This is a genomic window from Fructilactobacillus sp. X2R1C3 (assembly GCF_059901425.1).
The window spans coordinates 340,410-360,161 of record NZ_JBWXUW010000002.1; the positions used below are offsets into that span (position 1 = coordinate 340,410).

The 19,752-nt window shown below is 38.4% G+C and carries 15 protein-coding genes, 8 tRNA genes, 1 riboswitch and 1 other annotated feature; of the genes, 4 read left to right on the forward strand and 19 right to left on the reverse strand.

Translation table 11 applies throughout. The features are described from left to right. Positions 1-56 precede the first annotated feature (56 nt). Complete coding sequence (locus tag AC6UDD_RS03835; protein ID WP_500718869.1) at positions 57-881, forward strand: NAD(P)H-hydrate dehydratase; 825 nt, start codon at positions 57-59, stop codon at positions 879-881. 44 nt (positions 882-925) lie between these two features. Here the strand turns inward: AC6UDD_RS03835 and AC6UDD_RS03840 are convergent, their stop codons facing one another. Both AC6UDD_RS03840 and leuS read right to left on the reverse strand, forming a co-directional pair. Further along, entirely contained in the window at positions 926-2,608 is a 1,683-nt protein-coding gene (locus AC6UDD_RS03840; RefSeq protein WP_500693626.1) for a putative polysaccharide biosynthesis protein, read from the reverse strand. Between the two features lie 73 nt (positions 2,609-2,681). Beyond that, positions 2,682-5,099, reverse strand: a complete 2,418-nt coding sequence (gene leuS, locus AC6UDD_RS03845) for a leucine--tRNA ligase (protein ID WP_500718871.1) — start codon at positions 5,097-5,099, stop codon at positions 2,682-2,684. A gap of 62 nt (positions 5,100-5,161) precedes the next feature. After that, positions 5,162-5,355: a binding site (T-box leader), on the reverse strand. 87 nt (positions 5,356-5,442) lie between these two features. Between leuS and mnmM the strand changes: the two genes are divergently transcribed. Beyond that, positions 5,443-6,012 carry a tRNA 5-(aminomethyl)-2-thiouridylate-methyltransferase MnmM gene (gene mnmM / locus AC6UDD_RS03850; protein ID WP_500718873.1) on the forward strand — a complete coding sequence of 190 codons (570 nt, stop codon included), beginning with the start codon at positions 5,443-5,445 and terminating at the stop codon, positions 6,010-6,012. 2 nt (positions 6,013-6,014) lie between these two features. Here mnmM and AC6UDD_RS03855 read toward each other — a convergent pair whose 3' ends face one another. Together AC6UDD_RS03855 and metK are read right to left on the reverse strand one after the other, a co-directional pair. After that, positions 6,015-7,484, reverse strand: a complete 1,470-nt coding sequence (locus tag AC6UDD_RS03855; protein WP_500718875.1) for an MDR family MFS transporter — start codon at positions 7,482-7,484, stop codon at positions 6,015-6,017. 61 nt (positions 7,485-7,545) lie between these two features. After that, a complete protein-coding gene (metK, locus tag AC6UDD_RS03860; protein ID WP_500706639.1) occupies positions 7,546-8,733 on the reverse strand; it encodes a methionine adenosyltransferase in 1,188 nt (395 codons plus the stop codon). Continuing rightward, positions 8,731-8,812, reverse strand: a riboswitch (SMK box riboswitch). It overlaps the preceding gene by 3 nt. Positions 8,813-8,917: 105 nt before the next feature. Here metK and AC6UDD_RS03865 point away from each other — a divergent pair. Next, positions 8,918-9,613 carry a hypothetical protein gene (locus tag AC6UDD_RS03865; protein ID WP_500718877.1) on the forward strand — a complete coding sequence of 232 codons (696 nt, stop codon included), beginning with the start codon at positions 8,918-8,920 and terminating at the stop codon, positions 9,611-9,613. A 37-nt stretch (positions 9,614-9,650) separates the two neighbouring features. On the opposite strand, the gene AC6UDD_RS03870 is transcribed toward AC6UDD_RS03865, so the two are convergent. From AC6UDD_RS03870 to AC6UDD_RS03900, 7 genes are all read right to left on the reverse strand, one after another. Continuing rightward, positions 9,651-10,388 carry an amino acid ABC transporter ATP-binding protein gene (locus AC6UDD_RS03870; protein WP_500718879.1) on the reverse strand — a complete coding sequence of 246 codons (738 nt, stop codon included), beginning with the start codon at positions 10,386-10,388 and terminating at the stop codon, positions 9,651-9,653. After that, positions 10,388-11,104 carry an amino acid ABC transporter permease gene (locus AC6UDD_RS03875; protein WP_500718882.1) on the reverse strand — a complete coding sequence of 239 codons (717 nt, stop codon included), beginning with the start codon at positions 11,102-11,104 and terminating at the stop codon, positions 10,388-10,390. The genes AC6UDD_RS03870 and AC6UDD_RS03875 overlap by 1 nt, the downstream gene beginning before the upstream one ends. 24 nt (positions 11,105-11,128) lie before the next feature. Continuing rightward, complete coding sequence (locus AC6UDD_RS03880) at positions 11,129-11,908, reverse strand: transporter substrate-binding domain-containing protein (protein WP_500718884.1); 780 nt, start codon at positions 11,906-11,908, stop codon at positions 11,129-11,131. 314 nt (positions 11,909-12,222) lie between these two features. Further along, entirely contained in the window at positions 12,223-13,524 is a 1,302-nt protein-coding gene (locus tag AC6UDD_RS03885; RefSeq protein ID WP_500718886.1) for a uracil-xanthine permease family protein, read from the reverse strand. Between the two features lie 229 nt (positions 13,525-13,753). Beyond that, positions 13,754-14,809: a zinc-dependent alcohol dehydrogenase family protein gene (locus tag AC6UDD_RS03890; RefSeq protein ID WP_500718889.1), complete on the reverse strand. Its 1,056-nt coding sequence runs from the start codon at positions 14,807-14,809 to the stop codon at positions 13,754-13,756. A gap of 77 nt (positions 14,810-14,886) precedes the next feature. After that, the gene (gene codA, locus AC6UDD_RS03895; RefSeq protein WP_500718891.1) at positions 14,887-16,122 is read right to left on the reverse strand and encodes a cytosine deaminase; all 1,236 of its coding nucleotides are present in this window, start codon (positions 16,120-16,122) and stop codon (positions 14,887-14,889) included. 1 nt (position 16,123) lies between these two features. Further along, complete coding sequence (locus AC6UDD_RS03900; RefSeq protein WP_500718893.1) at positions 16,124-17,488, reverse strand: purine-cytosine permease family protein; 1,365 nt, start codon at positions 17,486-17,488, stop codon at positions 16,124-16,126. 742 nt (positions 17,489-18,230) lie between these two features. Between AC6UDD_RS03900 and AC6UDD_RS03905 the strand changes: the two genes are divergently transcribed. After that, positions 18,231-18,764 carry an Ltp family lipoprotein gene (locus tag AC6UDD_RS03905; protein WP_500718895.1) on the forward strand — a complete coding sequence of 178 codons (534 nt, stop codon included), beginning with the start codon at positions 18,231-18,233 and terminating at the stop codon, positions 18,762-18,764. A 189-nt stretch (positions 18,765-18,953) separates the two neighbouring features. On the opposite strand, the gene AC6UDD_RS03910 is transcribed toward AC6UDD_RS03905, so the two are convergent. The 8 genes from AC6UDD_RS03910 to AC6UDD_RS03945 all read right to left on the reverse strand — a co-directional run bounded on the left by AC6UDD_RS03910 (position 18,954) and on the right by AC6UDD_RS03945 (position 19,750). Further along, positions 18,954-19,038 (reverse strand) — tRNA-Leu (locus AC6UDD_RS03910). Positions 19,039-19,068: 30 nt separating this feature from the next. Further along, a tRNA-Cys gene (locus AC6UDD_RS03915) sits at positions 19,069-19,139 on the reverse strand. 57 nt (positions 19,140-19,196) lie between these two features. After that, a tRNA-His gene (locus tag AC6UDD_RS03920) sits at positions 19,197-19,269 on the reverse strand. 14 nt (positions 19,270-19,283) lie between these two features. Then, positions 19,284-19,354, reverse strand: a tRNA-Trp gene (locus AC6UDD_RS03925). Positions 19,355-19,364: 10 nt separating this feature from the next. Then, positions 19,365-19,447: transfer RNA gene (locus AC6UDD_RS03930), tRNA-Tyr, on the reverse strand. Positions 19,448-19,453: 6 nt separating this feature from the next. Further along, positions 19,454-19,526: transfer RNA gene (locus tag AC6UDD_RS03935), tRNA-Phe, on the reverse strand. A gap of 68 nt (positions 19,527-19,594) precedes the next feature. Next, positions 19,595-19,669: transfer RNA gene (locus AC6UDD_RS03940), tRNA-Asp, on the reverse strand. Positions 19,670-19,677: 8 nt separating this feature from the next. Then, positions 19,678-19,750 (reverse strand) — tRNA-Val (locus AC6UDD_RS03945). Positions 19,751-19,752 lie beyond the last annotated feature (2 nt).

Here is a 19,752-nt window from a genome sequence, read left to right on the forward strand (position 1 = left end):
ACTCATTTGGACAACATTCAACCAACGCATGATATAATGCAACCGAGGTGAACAAAATGAAGAAAATTGATAAATCAATTCTAACTAAAACCATTCGCATTCGACCCAAAAATAGTTTCAAAGGAACTTACGGTAAAATTGCTTTGGTTGGTGGAAACGAAAACTTTGGTGGTGCAATCATAATGAGTTCGCTTGGAGCAGTTTACTCTGGCGCTGGACTCACAACTACTATCACGGATCCAACGAATCAAAGTGCGCTCCACTCTTGGCTACCCGAAGCAATGTTTGCTGATTATAACGACACAGATCAAATGGTTCAACTCATTAAAGCCATGAAAGTCATTACCATTGGCTCTGGGCTTGGGACCGATGATCATAGTTGTGAAATTATGGAAACCGTATTTGATAATGTCACCCCCGATCAAATCCTCTTAATTGATGGTTCGGCCATCACGATGATCGCTGAACGTGGGTTAAAATTACCACAAGCCAAATTAATTTTTACCCCGCATCAAATGGAGTGGCAACGTTTATCCGGAATTAAAATGGCCGATCAAACTGAAGCACGTAACCGAGAAGCCCGCGACAAAATTGGTGGGATTGTCGTTCTTAAATCTGATCGTACTCAGGTTTATACCCCAAATGAAGTATACCAAAATACAACTGGAACGCCTGCTCAAGCAACTGGGGGAATGGGTGATACTCTTGCCGGAATTATCGGTGGATTTGTTGCCCAATTTGACGATGAAGTTGATGCTGTTTTAGCGGCTGTTTATTCCCACAGTGCAATTGCCGATGAACTAGCTGCCACTCAGTATGTAGTTCTCCCTCATCAAATCTCAAAACAGCTTCCACGCTTCATGCATGAACACGAAGCATGAATTTAATTTATAAAAAAAGAAGATCCTGACTGGATCTTCTTTTTTTATCGAATGTGTAAAAACTTTCTCACACTTTGCATCTTATTTCCTAAGACCTTATCAGCTACCCGACTTTTCAACACCAAGAATAGGTACACAAATCCACCAGCTAACGTAGCCAGAATCGAAACAAACAAACTGATTAGCGAACTATTGTAATTGACTACCATCCCAAACAAGAAGTTAGCTCCATAAACTACAATTAACGCCACAAAGTATGTGATCAAAGCAAACGCTAAAATTTTAACAGAATTAGATTTAATACTACTCATTTCCAATCCAAACTCATGTCTTAAGGAGTGCACAATCAGATAGTTAGCTACTGTAAATCCAACCGCGGTTGCCATTAAGGCTCCGAAAGCCCCAAAGAAGTAAACTAAAGGAACTTGCGCAACTAACTTAATTACAATTCCAACCACAAAGTATTTAACTGCTCGTCTATTTTCAGAGATTCCTTGCATTAATGCGGTAACCACCGTAAACAAGCCTAGACTAATTGAAATGATGGCAGAAAAGGTTAAAATGTCTGCTCCTAGATCCATATTGGCGGTTCCATAAAAGGTTCGGTTGATCGGACCAGCAATGGCAGCCATCCCTAAAGCTGCAGGAAGCATGACAAATTCAAATAAAATTAACGCATTACTAAGTTGCTTACTAATCGAATGAATGTCACCCTTGGTTCGGGCTTCAGAAAGCAACGGAACTACGGTAATTGCTAAGGCAGAAGCTAACGAAACCACAATCATAATTAACTTATTCGCATTAGCCGCAAAAATAGCATAAATATACTGTAAATTAGTATTAGTATAATTAGTTGCCCAACGCATAATACTGAAAAAAGAATATTGGTCAATCAACTGAAAAATGGTAATGCCGGAACCAAGAATGATAAACGGAACCGCTTGACTAATAATTTCTTTATAAAGATCGTTAGTCTTAACGTTAATAGCGTTATCACTTGAAGCAATGAGCCCCTGAAAATGATCACGTCGTCGCCAGTAATACCATCCTAGTGCTAAGAAACCAAAAATAGCACCGATGAAGGCGGCAAAAGTTGACTGGGTAACGGCGGTTACCCAACTTCCATGGATCACAATCATAATGAAAAAGGCCGAAGCCAACATATAAATGACACGCGCTAATTGTTCAACAAACTGTGACATCGCTGAAGGAGCCATCTGTTGGAAACCTTGAAAATATCCACGAGTTAAACTCATCGCAGGAATAATTAGGACAGCCCATGCTAACGAACGAATCACTGGAACCGCATTTTTACCCCCACTACCAGCTAAGATTGGAGCAAAAAAATAGATTAAAAGTGCACAAACGACTCCGGTAATAACCGAAAGGGTAATTCCTTTCTTATAAAGTCGCGCACTTACCCCATACTCATTTAACGCATTATAATGGGCCACTTCTTTTGCAACCGCCGACGGAATTCCTGCAATGGCAATTGTCAAAAACTCACTATAAATGTTGTAACCCATGGTATACAACGTGTTGGCAAGCGGAAACAATGACGCTCCAAAAATCAATCGCCAAGGAATGATGTAAATGGCACCAAGAATTCGTGAGAGGATGCTTCCAATGGTCATCCAGGCTGATCCTTTAACCATCTTACCTTGTGATCTTTCACTATCTTCAATTTCTTCTTTTTCTAATTCATCTTGTTCGAAATCGTTGTTCACAAATTTCCCCTACTTTCACGTTACAAATATAAATTTTAACCATTTCGAAAAATAATTTCAAATTTATTCAAGCTTAATTTGCAACAATATTAACAATTTTCTTTGGAACGACGATTACCTTTCTAACAGTCTTTCCATCAAGGAATGATTTAACATTTTCATCATCTAAAGCAACTTTTTCAGACTCATCCTTCCCAGCATCCACGTCAACTTTAATGTGACCTCTCACTTTTCCATTAACCTGAACCACCAGTTCAACTTGGTCTTCTTTTAATTTACTTTCATCAGCTTCGGGCCATTTGGAAAGTTCAATGGAATGATCATGACCTAACTGTTGCCACAATTCTTCAGCAACATGTGGAGTAATTGGTGAAAGAAGTTTAATGAATCCTTCCGCGTACTTTTTAGGTAACTTTTGTGCTTTATATGCTTCATTGATGAAAACCATCATTTGAGAAATGGCAACGTTAAAACGCATGTTTTCAAAGTCATCAGTCACCTTTTTAACGGTTTGGTTATAAATTTTATCAAGACTACCATCATTGTCATCAACGATCGCCTTACTTATCGTATTGTCATCATTCATATATAAGCGCCAAACTCGTTTAATCCAACGATTAGCACCAACAATTCCATCTGTATTCCACGGTTTAGATTCAGAAAGTGGTCCCATAAACATCTCATACAGGCGCAGCGTATCAGCACCGTACTGTTTAACAATATCATCGGGATTAACTACATTTCCCTTGGACTTTGACATTTTTTCATGATTAGTACCAAGAATCATACCTTGATTAACTAGTTTTTGGAACGGTTCTTTTGTCGGCACTACCCCTAAATCATAGAGCACCTTATGCCAAAAACGCGCATACAACAAATGGAGAACGGCGTGTTCAGCACCACCGACGTACAAATCAATTGGAAGCCAGTACTTCAATTTTTCCGGATCAGCAATCATTTTATCATTATGAGGATCAACGTATCTTAAGTAATACCATGAACTACCGGCCCACTGTGGCATCGTATTAGTCTCGCGCTTACCATGACGACCGTTTTTATCTGTCACGTTCACCCAGTCAGTAAGATTGGCTAACGGACTCTCACCGGTTCCAGATGGTTGAATGTCAGCCGCTTTAGGAAGCCGCAATGGTAACTTGTCCTCTGGGACTAAGGAAGTTGTGCCATCATCCCAGTGAATTACTGGAATAGGCTCACCCCAGTAACGTTGACGACTAAAGATCCAATCACGTAATCGATAATTAACCTTTTTATTACCAGCATGATGATCTTTTAACCATTCGACAATTTTATTGATAGCTTGTTTTTTATTCAACCCGTCTAGAAAACCAGAATTAATGTGAACCCCATCGCCTGTGTAAGGTGCTTCATCAACGTCTCCACCCTCAATCACTGGAATGATAGGCAGATCAAACTTCTTAGCAAAATCAAAATCTCGTTGATCATGAGCGGGAACGGCCATGACTGCTCCGGTTCCATAACTTGGCAGAACGTAATCACCAATCCAAATTGGAATTCTTTTCTGGTTAACTGGATTAATTGCGTAAGCTCCGGTAAATACTCCCGATTTATCTTTGTTTAAATCAGTTCTTTCAAGATCTGATTTAGAGGCAATTTTAGCTCGGTAGCTTTCAACATCGGTCTTTTGTTCTGGTGTCATAATCTTATCTACAATCGGACTCTCTGGTGAAAGTACCAGGTAAGAGACCCCATAAATAGTATCCGGACGAGTAGTAAAGACTTCGATCTTTTCGTCTTCTTCATTTACATCAAATGAGATACTAGCCCCAACGGAACGACCAATCCAATTTCGTTGCATTTGTTTAATGCTTTCAGGCCAGTCTAAATCGTCAAGATCATCTAACAAACGGTCAGCGTAGGCGGTGATTTTTAAAACCCATTGTTTCATAGGTTTTCTGTAAACGTCATAACCGCCACGTTCAGTTTTTCCATTAACAACCTCTTCGTTTGAAACAACGGTTCCACCCATGAAATCAGGAGCCCAATTAACCTCAACCTCATCTTCATAGGCTAATCCCATTTTGTACAACTGTTCAAAAATCCATTGAGTCCATTTATAGTAATTAGGATCCGAAGTATTGACTTCACGATCCCAATCATAGGAAAATCCAAGTGATTTAATCTGACGTCTAAAATTGTCAATGTTTTTCTTCGTAAAATCACGTGGGTTGTGACCGGTTTTTAAGGCATATTGTTCCGCTGGCAGCCCAAAAGCATCCCATCCAATTGGATGAAGGACATTTTTGCCCTGCATTCGCTTAAAACGCGCCATAATGTCAGTAGCAGTGTAGCCTTCTGGATGTCCGACATGAAGCCCTTGACCCGACGGATAAGGAAACATGTCTAGGACATAGTATTTATCTCTCTCTTGTTTATCACTGGTTTTAAAAGTTTGGTGATCATCCCAATACTTTTGCCATTTCTTTTCAATTTTTGAATGATCGTAAGCCATCAAATTCACTCCTTATTAGTTCGTTAAAAATCACCATAAAAAAAGCCTATAGAAAAACAATTCTATAGGACGAGGTTCCGCGGTACCACCTAAATTTCTCATAAGAGACCCTTGATTCCATAACGCGGAAAAACGTTTAACTTTTAATTCGGTTAAAACTTCGATGATAAGTTCAATCATTCTATTTCCAAGTTTGCATCACCCACTTGGTTTCTGAAAAATAAAACAATCTAATACTTCACCTAAATGATATATTATATGATTAAATAAACTCTACCAAATTTTATCCAAAAAAACAAGTTAACCACAAACAACTGATATAATAATTAGTGAGGTGTTTCAAATGAAACTACAATCAGCATTAAATTTTAGCCATACTCTACTAAAACAAATTGTTAAACCAGGTGAAACCGTAATCGATGGAACGGCCGGACTAGGCCACGACACCCTTTATTTAGCTCAACTTGTTGGTAAAAACGGCCATGTTTTTAGCTTCGATATTCAACCGAATGCCGCTTTAGCCACCAAACAACGCCTAACGAAATACGGTGAGCAAAAACAATGTCAAGTTATTCTTGATGGGCATGAAAACGTTAAGAAATACATTCAGAACAGTCCAATTGCGGCCGCAATTTTCAACTTAGGATACCTTCCCACTGGTGACAAAAAAATCATAACCAAACCCAAAACCACCATTAAAGCCGTTAACGATATTCTTAGATGTTTAACTCCTAACGGAATCATCATTTTAGTACTGTACTATGGTCACGCTGGCGGGAAAGAAGAAAAGAAACAGGTTTTAAAATTTGCTAGGGGTCTCAATCAACACAGGTACAACGTTTTAAAATACCAATTTATCAATCAAATCAATGATCCACCAATCCTAGTGGCAATTCAAAAACGAACTAAGTAATGTTAGTTCGTTTTCTTTTGCATATTCTTATGGTCGAACCAGTTCACCCCATAAGATAAAATTACTAGTAATAAAGCCAAAATAAAGATATGATGAATGGCACTGTAAAGAATCTCATGCAGCACGGGCAAAACCTGCTTAGATAAATTAACCGCCGTCTGGGGATTAATCAGTGTATTCATCATTTTTAAGTTAGTCCCTGGATGTTCACTAACCCCTTTTGCCATCGAGGTGTTCATCACAATTCCAAAGATGGAAATCATAATTGTTTGACCGAGGGTCCGACTCAGGGTATTGAATGAAGAAGCCACCCCAACGTGTTCTGGTGAAACCTCGTTTTGAACCGTAACGGTGGAAGTAGTAATGGTAATTCCAAAGCCAGTTCCTAAAACGGCTGAAAGAACAAAGAAAACCCAAAATGGCGTAGTAATCGGAAGCAGGACCATACAAATTGCTCCTAGCAAAACAAATGCCAAACTAAAGTTCATAATCTGTTGTGGCCGATATTTCAGAATCATTTTCCCCGAAATAAAAGAACCAACCAGCCATAGAACGGAACTAGGTGTGATCGCAAATCCAGCCATTGTGGCCTTTAATCCTAAAATTCCCTGGGTCCAATCTGGCAAATAAACCTCATATCCGAAAATAAAACCACTAATAAGAGCCGCAATTAAGTTCTGGGTGACAAACGTTCGACTTTTAAACATCTGAATTGGAATTAGTGGATCAGTTGCTTTTTTCTCTTGCCGATAGAATAAAAATCCACTAATGATTGCAACCACTAAACATCCAACCACCATTATCCAATTGATTGGAGATTCACTTAAGACTTGGAACATGTACATAACCGAAAACAAAAGGACTGCAATTAAGACGACACCAGGTAAATCCATCTTACTTTCAATCTTACGTTTTGGTTCGTGTAAAAATAATGCAATCAAAATAATTGTCAGAATTCCAATAGGAACATTAATGAAGAAAACCCAGTGCCAAGAAAGATTGTCAACCAAAAATCCACCTAGTAACGGTGCAACCACCGAGGCGATTCCCCACGCTGATCCATTTAAACCAACCATTTGAGCTCGTTTTTCAAAAGAATACATGTCAGCAATAATGGTAAAAGATACTGGCATAATCACTCCTGCACCGATTCCTTGAACTGCTCGCCACAAAATCAATGTTCCCATACTATTGGACATTCCTGATAACATGGAACCAATGACAAAGACCACCAAACCAAATATAAAAACCGATTTGCGGCCTAATTGATCGGCTAACTTACCATAAATTGGAGTGGCAATTGAGTTTGTCAAAAGAAAAATTGAGAAAACCCAGTTCATCAACGATACCCCATGAAGATCACCGACAATCGTGGGCATTGCCGTCGAAACAATGGTTCCTTCAACTGCGCTCATAAATGTGGCAACAAATAATGCAATTGTCACAACTTTAACGTTTGTTTTACCCTTCATATTTCATCATCTTTCTGTTTGATACAATAAAAAACGACCATTGAAGGTCGTCATTTAAATCCTATTTAAAATAACTTTGTAACTCTTTTACCTTATCGGTGTGTTCCCACGGAAGATCGACATCCGTTCTTCCAAAGTGACCATAAGCAGCCGTTTGTTTATAAATTGGCCGCTTTAAATCAAGCATCTTAATAATTCCAGCCGGTCGTAAGTCGAATACTTTTCTAATGGCAGCAACTAACTTATCGTCTGAAACTTTTGAAGTTCCAAACGTATTAACTGAAATTGAAACTGGTTCAGCAACCCCAATGGCATATGCTAACTGAATTTCAATCTTTTTTGCAAGTCCTGCCGCAACAATGTTTTTAGCGATATACCGCGCTGCGTAACTTGCGGAACGATCAACCTTAGTCGCATCTTTCCCAGAAAAAGCACCACCACCATGATGAGCTGCCCCACCATATGTATCAACAATGATTTTTCTTCCAGTCAAACCGGCATCGCCAACGGGTCCACCAACCACAAACTTTCCGGTTGGATTAATTAAATACTTAGTGTTCTCATCAAGATACTTAGATGGAATCGTCGTTTTGATGACCTTTTCGATGACATCTTTTCGAATCTGTTCTTGAGTAACATCAGGATCATGTTGGGTACTTAAAACCACGGTATCAACACGCTTAGGATCATCATTTTGATCGTATTCAACCGTTACTTCCGCTTTGGCATCCGGCCTAAGATAAGGAATAGAATCATTTTTACGAAGCTTAGAAAGCTTCTGCATTAAATGATGACTCAATGAGATTGGAAGTGGCATTAATTCAGGAGTCTCACTGTCTGCATAACCAAACATAATTCCCTGGTCTCCAGCACCAATCTTATCAAGTGGGTCGACGTCTCCGCCGCGAGTCTCAACCGACTCATCAACTCCCTGTGCAATATCTGGTGACTGTTCATCAAGTGAAACTAACACAGCAACACTATCTGCATCAAAACCATATTTAGGATCATTATAACCAATTTCACGAATCGTATCTCTAACAACTTTTTGAATGTTAACATAAGCACTAGTTGAGATTTCACCAAATACTAACACAAGTCCTGTAGTAACTGAGGTTTCACAGGCAACTCGTGCATCTGGATCTTTTTTTAAAATTGCATCCAGGATTGCATCACTAATTTGATCGGCAACTTTATCCGGATGACCTTCCGAAACTGATTCAGAAGTAAATAAACGCTTTTCTGACATTCTTATTCCCCCTATTGTTTGTGGTTACAAGGCAACTTCACTCTTCGTGAATCCTATCGGGAATCTGCTCATAACTTTATAATAATAACATATTCGCAAGTAATTAAAAAGCACACAAAATCTACATTGAACAAATTTACATAATTGATTAACATGGGTTTATTAATACAAAAAGGACAATATTATGAAAATTTTTATTGAAAAGAATCAAACTACCGTACATGCCTTAGTTCTTACAATATTCATCATCTTAAATACACTAATATGGCTCTTTGCTTCGCAAGTCGACTTACTATCAGTTCACTGGAATACCAGACTGGTCGTGCTGATCCTATCAGAGTTTCTTTGGTCGGCATCCCTTCTACTTTTCATCATTCGTTATGATCCACGGATCAATTTATTTCTCAACGTCATCCCAGTGTTATTAGCGATTGTCACCTTGTTTCCCATCTTATTAATCATCCTGTTTATCATCCTTGGAATCACCAATATCATTGTAATGATGCCAAAATTTAAACTCGAGAATTACTATGGACTAGTTTGTTTTTCCTTTCTAAATTCAATTGCTCCGGTCATTTCTTTTTGTTACCTTGATAACCAATACCTGGAATCAAGTGTCCTCGTAAACGTTGGAATTCTATTTTGCTTGTACTGTTTGTTTTTTGTTCCGTTCTTTAATCATCGACTTGAAACTAAATTAAACTTTATCTTCATTTTAATCTTTGCAGCGCTTCTGCTAGCAAATTTTTCCTTACTAAAATGTGCGATTTTAATTGCTTTAGTATTAATCTCATACGGAATTCAAATCTTCAGCGAAAAAGAAACCCCAGAAAATTGTTTACTTTCATTTATAATTATTGGATTAGCAGCTTTCATATAAAAATGAGGACTTCAAAATATGAAGTCCTCATTTTTATTTACTGTAAAGAAATTGCATCTAAAAATTCTTTGATTCTTGGAGATGGGTTATTAAAAAATTCGTCCTTTGATCCATCAAAAATCTTCTCACCATTTTCAATGAATAACATTTTATCAGCAGATAATTTAGCAAACTTAATGTTGTGAGTAATCATAATCATTGATTGTCCCTGATCAGCTAGCTCTTCCAGCATTTCTAAAACTTGCGTCTCTAACTCTGGATCAAGCGCACTGGTAGGTTCATCTAGTAAAATGTACTTAGGTTTGACTGCCAATGCCCGACAGATCGAGATTCGTTGTTGCATCCCACCAGATAATTCATCGGGATAGAAATTAGCATATTTTTCAAGCCCAACCCGTTTCAATAGTTTTTCTGCTTGGGCTACCGCATCTTTTTTCGCAACCTTATGAACGTGGATTGGTGCAGCCGTAATGTTATCAATCACCCGTAAATTAGGAAAAAGATTCCAATTTTGAAAGACCATGCTAGTCTGTGCTCGTAATTCCTTACTCTGTTTACTGGTAATCTTATCCGCGTAGTTTAACGAAAAATTAGGAAAACTAATTACGCCTGAATCGGGATGAACCAACAAGTCCAGTGAACGTAGTAAGGTTGACTTCCCAGAACCAGAAGGACCAACAATTACGGTCGTTTTTCCCTCAGGAAATTCCGTACTAATTTTATCCAGAACGGTTTTCCCATCATATTTTTTTACAATGTCTTCAATCTTAATCATTAGCCTTCATCCCCCTTTAAGTATCTTGAAGAACGCTTTTCGAGATAGTGTTGAAGGATCGTTAAAATACTGCACAAAATAGCGTAAAGAGCGGCTACTTCTGTGTACATAAGTAGTGGCTGATAGTTGTGCGCCGCAATTTGTTGACTAACCTGAAACATCTCTGTGATGGTAATCGTACTTGCAAGAGAGGTATCCTTAACTAATCCAATAAATTCGTTAGATAGTGGAGGAAGTACGATTCGTGCTGCTTGTGGTAAAACAATGTACCACAGGGTTTGAGTGGTGCTAAAACCCAGAGTATATGCAGCATCCCATTGATCTTGGGGAACCGACATCAGAGCTGACCGAATTGTTTCAGAAGCATAAGCACCGGTATTTAACGAAAAACCAATTATTGCTGCCGTAAAGGCCGGAATTTCAAAATTAAAACCGGGAATGAAATTTTGCAGGTTCGGTAAACCAAAATAAATAATGAACAACTGAACCAACAATGGAGTGGAACGAAAAGCCCACACGTATACGTCTGCAATGGCTCTAAAAATGCCCCATATAACTCTAACAAATGCATTCCCATGTGGTTTAAGAAACTTTATCAGTGCGGTAACAATCGCAAGAATTAAACCAAAAAAGAATGAAATAATTGTTAGTGGAATGGTGTATTTAATCATTGCCTCTAAGAGACTCGGTAATGATGAAATGATAATGTCCCACATAATTCTTTAAGCTCCTAACTAATATTATTTATCGGTAATATTCTCTCCAAAGTACTTCATTGATAGTCGTTTCAAGGTACCATCTTTTCGAAGTTCATTAATTGCTTTGTCCATTTGTTTATTTAACTTAGCAGATTTCTTGTTCATCATTGGAGCAATTTGACTTTGAGGAATAACATCAGTTGGAACTAGTTTAGCTTGAAGGTCAGTATCTTTATGGCTTGCATACCAACTTTGCCATGCTGGCTGAGCATTTAAAGCACCAACAACACGACCTTGATCAATCATTTGCATTGAAGTATTAAAATCTGGTGAAGTAACTGGTTTAGCATGCAACTTTTCGGCGTTATTCCAGTTATCGGTCCCAGTGCCTTCAGCAACTTTCTTACCCTTCAAGTCTTGAGCATTTTTAATTGGTGAGTCTTTCTTAGTAATCATGATTGCCTTTGAATAAATGTATGGAGTGGCAAACCGATACTGCTTTTTTCTAGATGGATTAATAGCCATATTGTTAAAAATAACATCATAAGAATTAGAATTGAGTCCCTGAATTAATGAATCCCATCCAGTTAACTTGTATTGAACCTTCATCCCCATCTTTTTAGCAACATCATTAGCCAAATCAACTTCAAATCCGGTTAACTTACCGTTCTTATCCTTATAAGAATATGGAGCGTAAGTTCCTTCCATACCAACCGTCAAAGTCCCAGGCTTTTTAGTCTCAGATTGTTTCCCACATGCGGTAACGGTAAGAGCCAATGCGGCCACTCCTGTTAGTAAAAGTAAAGGCCATCTTTTCTTCATAATTAAAATCCCCATTCATTAAAATATATTGTGCAAAATTAACTAACTCGCTATGTTTATTTTACTCTAAAAATTTAAACAGACAAGTAACTTTTTCATGATGCTACCTCCTAAATAATCACAAAAGAACACAAAAAAGAGGACTGGATCCACCAGTCCTCTCATAATTATAATAAATTAATATCATTTATAGAGAAGCCTTTGAGTGCATACCAAAAATGTTGTCAGATTTTGTCAAATCCTTTTTACAACAACATGGTTTACACATAGTCAGTTTCTCCTCTCGTGTTCTTTAACATAAAATTATGATATTACTATTTCTTTACTGGGTCAATAGATTGATCTTCAAGATCTGGATCATCATGTTCATCTTTTGGTAGGAGAAGGTTCAACACGATTCCAATCACAGTTGCTAAAGCCACTCCAGTAAACTGGAAACTTCCAATTTGAATGTATGCATTACCAATTCCAATTACCAAAATAACCGAAGCAATCATCAAATTACGCTTCTTATCCATATCCAATTTATTATCAATCATTACCTTGGCACCATTAGCAGCAATTGTCCCAAACAAGAGAAAACTAATTCCACCAATAACTGGAAGCGGCATTTGCATGATTAGAACATTTAACTTATTCACGAACGCAAAGATCATGGCAAAAATAGCTGCTCCGATTATGACCCAAACACTGTAAACTTTGGTAATTGCCATGACTCCAATATTCTCACCATAACTAGTTACCGCTGGTCCCCCAAGAATTCCTGCTGCAAGCGAAGCAGCTCCATCCCCAGCAAGCGTGCGATTTAAGCCCGGGTTTTTGAAGAAATCCTTGTGGGTCATTTCGCCCAATACCATCAAATGGCCCATGTGTTCGGTCATCGTAACAAATGCAATGGGAGCCATAATCAAGATGGCATTCCAGTCAAACTTGAAGCCTCGCTCGGTACCAATGATGTGAAACGGAGGCATTTTAAACCATGGGGCAGTGGCAATTGCATGAATATCAACTAATCCACACGCCATTGAAATTAAATACCCGCAGACAATTGCCAATAAAATCGGAATTAATCCCAAGAATCCCTTTAATTTAACGTTGAAAAAAATTGCTAAAAACAAGGTGGCCATCGCGATGCTAAAGAAAACCAAACTATATTTTCCATGATCCATCATCGCATTTTGAGCAGCGCTCCCAGCAAGTGATAGTCCAATTACCATTACGATTGGTCCCACTACCACTGGTGGTAGAATCTTATCAATCCAATCAGATCCAATAAATGAAATGATCGTGGCAACCACCACATAAACTAAACCAACAGCAACTACTCCTTGTGAAACTCCTGAAATTCCGGTCGTTTTCATTAACGCCATCATGGGAGTCACAAAGGCAAAACTTGAGCCCATATATGCTGGTATTTTCCCCTTAGTAATTAGAACATGGAGTAAGGTCCCAATTCCAGATGCAAAGAGCGCAATACTTGGGCTTAAACCAACCAACAATGGAACAATTACTGTACTACCAAACATTGAAAACATGTGTTGTAAGGAAAGTCCGACCCACTTTAACGGTGATGGACGATCATGAATTCCTAATACATAGTCCTTTTTCTGAGACATTTATACTGACTCCCCTTCTTTAATAAAAGAACTGCTGTCCAAGTGGACAACAGTCTTCGATTAAATAAAGTTTCACAGTATCACTTTAAAATTCGAAATCTTGTTGCCTCACTGGACACACTTAAAGATTTATTTAGTTAAAATGATATATTTTATATGATTGTTTGTCAATAAAATTTCCAAACGAAAAGGTTTATCGTTTGTAAATCTCTTTCATTTTATTTAGAAACTAATCACTCTCTAACCCGACGTTTAAAACGCACGCACCTTTCAAATCACCTTTTGCGACCCTTTTCAATGCTTCATCCGCCTTTGAAAGTGGAAACTCAGTAACGTCAGGTTCAATGTGTAGCCGATCAGCTAAGGTCAAAAACTCTTCGCCATCACTTCTCGTATTACTTTCAACGCTCGTTAAGTTCTTTTCGTGAAAAATATGATCTTCGTAACTCATCTGAGGAATATCAGTCATATGAATTCCGGCTAATGCTAAAGTCCCTCCAGAAGCTAAACTTTTCAACGCATTAGGAACAGCCTCACCAACTGGTGCAAAAATAATCGATGAATCGAGAGGAACGGGCGACATATCATAAGTGTTATTTACTGATTTTGCCCCAAGTGATAAGGCAAATTGCTTGGCATCTTCACCTCGAGTAAAGACGTGTACGTCAATTCCCTGATCAATCGCTAATTGCGCGGTGATGTGAGCCGAACCACCAAACCCATAAATTCCAAGCGTACCACCAGCTGGGATGTTAGCACGTTCAAAAGCACGATATCCAATGATTCCAGCACAAAGCAGTGGAGCTGCTTGAAGTGAGTTAAACCTCTCTGGAATTCGATAAGCAAACCCCTCAGGAACGGTTGTATATTCCTCATAACCACCGTCATGATCCCATCCCGTATATTTAGAATATGGGCATAGATTCTCTCTACCAGAACGACAATACTTACATACACCACATGTTTTCCGTAACCACGGGATTCCAATTCGATCGCCAATTTTAAATCGACGAGTATGGGGTCCATTTTTAACTACTTTACCAATAATTTCGTGCCCAGGGGTTAAATCCTTTTTATGGACCGGTAAATCACCCTCGGTAACATGTAGATCCGTGTGACAAACTCCACACGTTAGCACCTTAACCAAAACTTCACCATCACCTGGTGTTGGAACCTCTTTTTTAACATATTTTAAGGGAGATTTACTTCCGTTAATCGGTCCGGGTTTAACAATTTCCCAAGCATTCATAGTTTTAGGGATCTCGGTATTAGCTTCTTCTGCCATTATAATTGCCTCCTCAGTGTAATCTTTACGTTCATCATATCACAAGAGGAATGAAAGTGAAGTACTCTGACTAAAACCTAATCAAAATGAGTTTGAACTTCTTCTGGTTGCTTTTTAACCAAAACTTTCCCGTTTCTGATTGAGTACAAAAGCGTTCTTCTTTCGTTAATTTCATTATAAAAATTATCCGTATCAAAGATTAAGAAACTAGCAGGTTTTCCCTTCTCAATTCCATAATGATCAGTAACATGTAGGGTTTTAGCGGCATTGGTAGTGACCAGTTTATACGAATCCATAATCTGATGGTATCCCATCAGTTGACTCGCTAAAATACCAACATAAAGCGCATCCAACATGTTCCCGTTTCCCATTGGATACCATGGATCTTTGACGTCGTCTTCTCCAAACGAGACGTTGATTCCATGCTTTAAAAGTTCCTTAACTCTCGTTAGACCACGTCGTTTAGGGTAAGTATCAAATCGACCACCCAGATGCATATTAACCAGTGGATTGGCTACCATGTTAATCTTTGCCATCTTAAGAATTCTCATCAACTTATCGGCATATGCATCGTTATATGATCCAAGTGCCGTTGTATGACTAGCAGTAACCCGATCACTTAGTCCCGATTCATACGCCAAAGTAGCTAGAACTTCCAAATTTCTGGAATTGGGATCATCAATTTCATCGCAGTGAACGTCAACAAGTTTGCCATATTTTTCAGCTAAGTTCATCAAAAACTTTAGTGAATCACGCCCATAATATTGATTAAATTCGTAATGAGGAATTCCACCCACAGCGTCAACTCCCATTTTGACAGCTTCTGTTAGTAAATCTTTGCCATGTGGAAATGATAGGATCCCCTCCTGTGGAAAAGCAACCAACTGAAGGTCAATAAAACTAGATACCCGTTCTCTTACATCAAGAAGTGCTTTAAGAGCAGTAAGATTGGGATCAGTAGTATCAACGTGACTTCTCACGAACTGAATTCCATGTTCAGCTTGATTCTTGAGCGTTTTAATGGCGCGCTCCTTAACGTCTTTTTCAGATAAACTTTGTTTTCGCTCAGACCAAATTGAAATACCTTCAAATAGTGTTCCACTTTCATTAAACCGGGGTTCACCGGCTGTCAGAGTTGAATCTAGATGGACATGTGAATCAACAAATGGTGGGATAATCAATTTACCATTCGCATCAATCACCTCTTCTTTAGGATCATCAATGTGATCACCAATCGCTTTAATTTTCCCATCTTTAACTAAAATGTCTTGTTTTTGTGTCGAATTCTCAATATATCCCTGTTTAATAATCATTTTATTTGTCCCGTCTTTCTAACACACGACCGATAACATAGTATAGAACAGCAATAATTGCCATTACAATAAAAGTCGCTCCGATGGTATTTTTAACAATTGCAACATTTTTCAACATTAAGTATAGCAAAATTCCCAAAATCCAGAGTGCAAACGCAACCCAGTTCACCCCATGGCTATACCAAAACTCTCCTTTCGGATCGCCAAACGATTTCAACTGGTAGTCACGATCATTAAGAAGAAAATAATCCACCAGCATGATGGAGATGATTGGACCTAAAAACATCCCAATATAATCAAGGAAGGCCGTAAAAGCAGAAAGAAAGCTTCCACTTAAAAGTGGGATAAAAGTTAAAATCATAGCCACCACGGTGACAATCAACAACGACTGTTTTAATGTCAATTTATGATACATATTCGTTAACGCTGATCCAGCGGCCTGTAAATTAACGGCATTAGCGGTCATACTGGTTAAGACAATCACGATCATTGCAATCATTCCTAGACCCAATTTATTGGCCACCGTACTTGGATCAGAATTATTGGGATCATAAACTCCAGATGTAATGGCAATACTGATGGTAGTGCATAATCCGATGGATGCAAAACTGACTGCTCCTAGTAATGCTCCCCAAAATGGTGCACTTGTTGAAACGCGCTTTTTATTAGTAAATCTAGTAAAGTCAGCCCCACTGGTAACCCATGCCAAGTTAAACGCAGCCAGACTATCAATTGCTGCTCCAAATGGCATCCGATCCTTTTTGGGAACCATATAATGAGCAAGTTGGGTAAACGAAACATCTCTAAACACTACCAAGACTTCCCATATTACAAAGACAATAACCAGAATAATTCCAACTCTTTCAATAATTCTAATGGATCGTTGTCCTGATATAACACTAAGAATATGTAAAATACTCATAACCAGAATCCCGACAACTAAACCGAACGTACCACCAGGCTTCCCAAAAATTGGCCAACCAAAGAATGAATTAAAAATATAGGATAATGAAGTTGCCGCAATAAAAGTATTAACCGCGGTCCAACCCATAAACATCACTAAATTGACAACTGATGGGATCATGCTTCCCCTGATTCCAAATGTTGCCCGACTCAAAGTTGTCGTCGATAACCCCGTTTTATACCCCTCATATCCAATTAAACTTAGAAAAAGGTACGAAATAATTGAGGCAACCACCAAAGCACTAAACCCACCCCATAAACCACAAGCGGCAATAATGCCTCCAATAAACCAAGTTCCATTATTAGCGTTTGCTCCAAACCAGTTAGCAAACATATCCCAATAGCTCATGTTACGCTCGTTCATTGGAATGGGATGAACTTCATACTTATTTTCGTTTTCCATTTTTTCCTCCCTTGAATTAAATAATAACGAAAATTCACATTGAACCAATTATAGTAATTCTTAAAGTGATTTAAAAGTTAAATTAGCTATGGGAATGATGATTGGATTATAAAAAAAGAAGAGTGTATCATATGTACTAGTTCAATTAAGGGGTTGATCAATGTGCTTGGGAGACGTGAAGCAAGACTTAAGCGTGAAAAGTTACGATTAAAAAAACAAAAGTTAAAGCTTAAGAAACAAAAATTAAAATTGAGAAAATTAAAGATAAAACTTCGAAATAAACGAAAATAGGGATCACCATTTGGTGATCCCTATTTCATCTTAATGCATCAATTATCATAATTAACTTGGCCATCAAAAAACAGGTCTAAGTCCGGGCAGTTAATAAATTAACAACAATGAAGGATCAACAGAACCTTAATGTACCCGGACTCATCCCTGCATCATTAGTATATGTCATATCAGTGTTACTTAGCAAGAAGAAAGCTTAATTACCTGACCTCTCTCAATCTTCGCAAAGTATACGGTGCAATAAGGAACGCCAACTATTTTGACCAAACTACTTTATCATCAATAATTATGTGTCAGCAACTAAAGATTAAGTTGATGTTTTTTTTATTTATGCTACTTTGATATACTAAATAGGTAGTGTTTCAGGTGTCATTGAATAATAAATAATCAGTATGATTATAAAATACGTCCAAAACCGATTGACGTTAAAAGCTAATATAAGGAGTTTGTTATGGCAAAAGGAAAACAAAAAAAGAAATGGTATAAACGATTCTGGGTTTGGGTCATAATTGCAATCATCATACTTGTGGTAATCTTTGTTGCTGGAAGTAACAGTGACAAAAAGAAAAACAGTTCAGCCACATCTAGCGGTCAAACTTCTCAAAAAGTAAAACTAGAGAGTTCGTCTAAAACGGCGTCTGCTATTTCAACAACTAATAGCGCAAATACTGAAAGTGATAATGCTTACAACACCGCTAAAAGCTATATGGAATCTGTTCCAATGTCTAAGAAGCGTTTATACACTCAACTAACATCACAATCTGGAAACAAATTTAAACCAGAGGCGGCTCAATCAGCCGTTAATAAATTCAGTGATAAAGATTATCAAGAAAACGCGGTTAAATCAGCAAAAAACTATTCGAAAGAACAACATTTGTCAGCTCAACAAGTTTACGACCAACTAACTTCTGAAGCTGAGGGATACACCCCTGAACAAGCTAAGTATGCCATTAATAAAAATAACTTAGGTCAAATTAACCAGTAAAACACAATAAGATAAAAAGTCATTTTACGATGGCTTTTTATTTTAGCCATTTTATTTCTAACACGTATTTAAATGGTGTGGCCCACTTAAAAATTAGATAAACTATCCACAGTAAGACCAGAGTATAAAAAAAGAACGTTGCAATGACAACGTTCTTGATTTGCTAAGATAAGCTATATAACTATGTTATACCGGAGGTGGGGTTCGAACCCACACGATCGCAATGATCACTGGATTTTGAGTCCAGCGCGTCTGCCAGTTCCGCCACTCCGGCATGCTAATGATTGCTAAAGCAGTAAAACAAAGGCGGTAACCGGATTTGAACCGGTGATGAAGGTTTTGCAGACCTCTGCCTTACCACTTGGCTATACCGCCATAAAGGCACTAAGCCTTAACAACTGCCCTTCCCTACTGGAACCAAGCAATCAAAAGGGCGGTAGGTGGGAATCGAACCCACGCGTGTCGGTACCACAAACCGATGTGTTAACCACTTCACCACTACCGCCATAACATCATAAACAGGGATAGTAGGAATTGAACCCACATCAACGGTTTTGGAGACCGGTATACTACCGTTGTACGATATCCCTATAAATAAAATGGAAGGAAGTGGATTTGAACCACCGAACCCGAAGGAGCGGATTTACGGTCCGCCGCGTTTAGCCAGACTTTGCTATCCTTCCATATAATGGCGCGGGACAGAATCGAACTGCCGACACACGGAGCTTCAATCCGTTGCTCTACCAACTGAGCTACCGAGCCATTGTCTTTTATGACATTTATAATAATAAAACTATTTAATTAATGTTGCAAGGGTTACCCACAACAAACGGTCCGTACGAGACTCGAACTCGTGATCTCCTGCGTGACAGGCAGGCGTCCTGAACCAACTAGACCAACGGACCATATGTTATGGAGGATACAGGGATCGAACCTGTGACCTCCTGCTTGTAAGGCAGATGCTCTCCCAGCTGAGCTAATCCTCCAA

Excerpts from the sequence above, each read along its gene's own strand:
- mnmM (WP_500718873.1), top strand. The coding sequence starts at position 5,443 with ATGAAACTACAATCAGCATTAAATTTTAGCCATACTCTACTAAAACAA.
- AC6UDD_RS03835 (WP_500718869.1), top strand. The coding sequence starts at position 57 with ATGAAGAAAATTGATAAATCAATTCTAACTAAAACCATTCGCATTCGA.
- AC6UDD_RS03875 (WP_500718882.1), bottom strand. The coding sequence starts at position 11,104 with ATGTGGGACATTATCATTTCATCATTACCGAGTCTCTTAGAGGCAATG.
- metK (WP_500706639.1), bottom strand. The coding sequence starts at position 8,733 with ATGTCAGAAAAGCGTTTATTTACTTCTGAATCAGTTTCGGAAGGTCAT.
- AC6UDD_RS03870 (WP_500718879.1), bottom strand. The coding sequence starts at position 10,388 with ATGATTAAGATTGAAGACATTGTAAAAAAATATGATGGGAAAACCGTT.
- AC6UDD_RS03890 (WP_500718889.1), bottom strand. The coding sequence starts at position 14,809 with ATGGCAGAAGAAGCTAATACCGAGATCCCTAAAACTATGAATGCTTGG.
- AC6UDD_RS03855 (WP_500718875.1), bottom strand. The coding sequence starts at position 7,484 with ATGAAGGGTAAAACAAACGTTAAAGTTGTGACAATTGCATTATTTGTT.
- AC6UDD_RS03905 (WP_500718895.1), top strand. The coding sequence starts at position 18,231 with ATGGCAAAAGGAAAACAAAAAAAGAAATGGTATAAACGATTCTGGGTT.
- AC6UDD_RS03880 (WP_500718884.1), bottom strand. The coding sequence starts at position 11,908 with ATGAAGAAAAGATGGCCTTTACTTTTACTAACAGGAGTGGCCGCATTG.
- leuS (WP_500718871.1), bottom strand. The coding sequence starts at position 5,099 with ATGGCTTACGATCATTCAAAAATTGAAAAGAAATGGCAAAAGTATTGG.
- AC6UDD_RS03900 (WP_500718893.1), bottom strand. The coding sequence starts at position 17,488 with ATGGAAAACGAAAATAAGTATGAAGTTCATCCCATTCCAATGAACGAG.
- AC6UDD_RS03885 (WP_500718886.1), bottom strand. The coding sequence starts at position 13,524 with ATGTCTCAGAAAAAGGACTATGTATTAGGAATTCATGATCGTCCATCA.
- codA (WP_500718891.1), bottom strand. The coding sequence starts at position 16,122 with ATGATTATTAAACAGGGATATATTGAGAATTCGACACAAAAACAAGAC.
- AC6UDD_RS03865 (WP_500718877.1), top strand. The coding sequence starts at position 8,918 with ATGAAAATTTTTATTGAAAAGAATCAAACTACCGTACATGCCTTAGTT.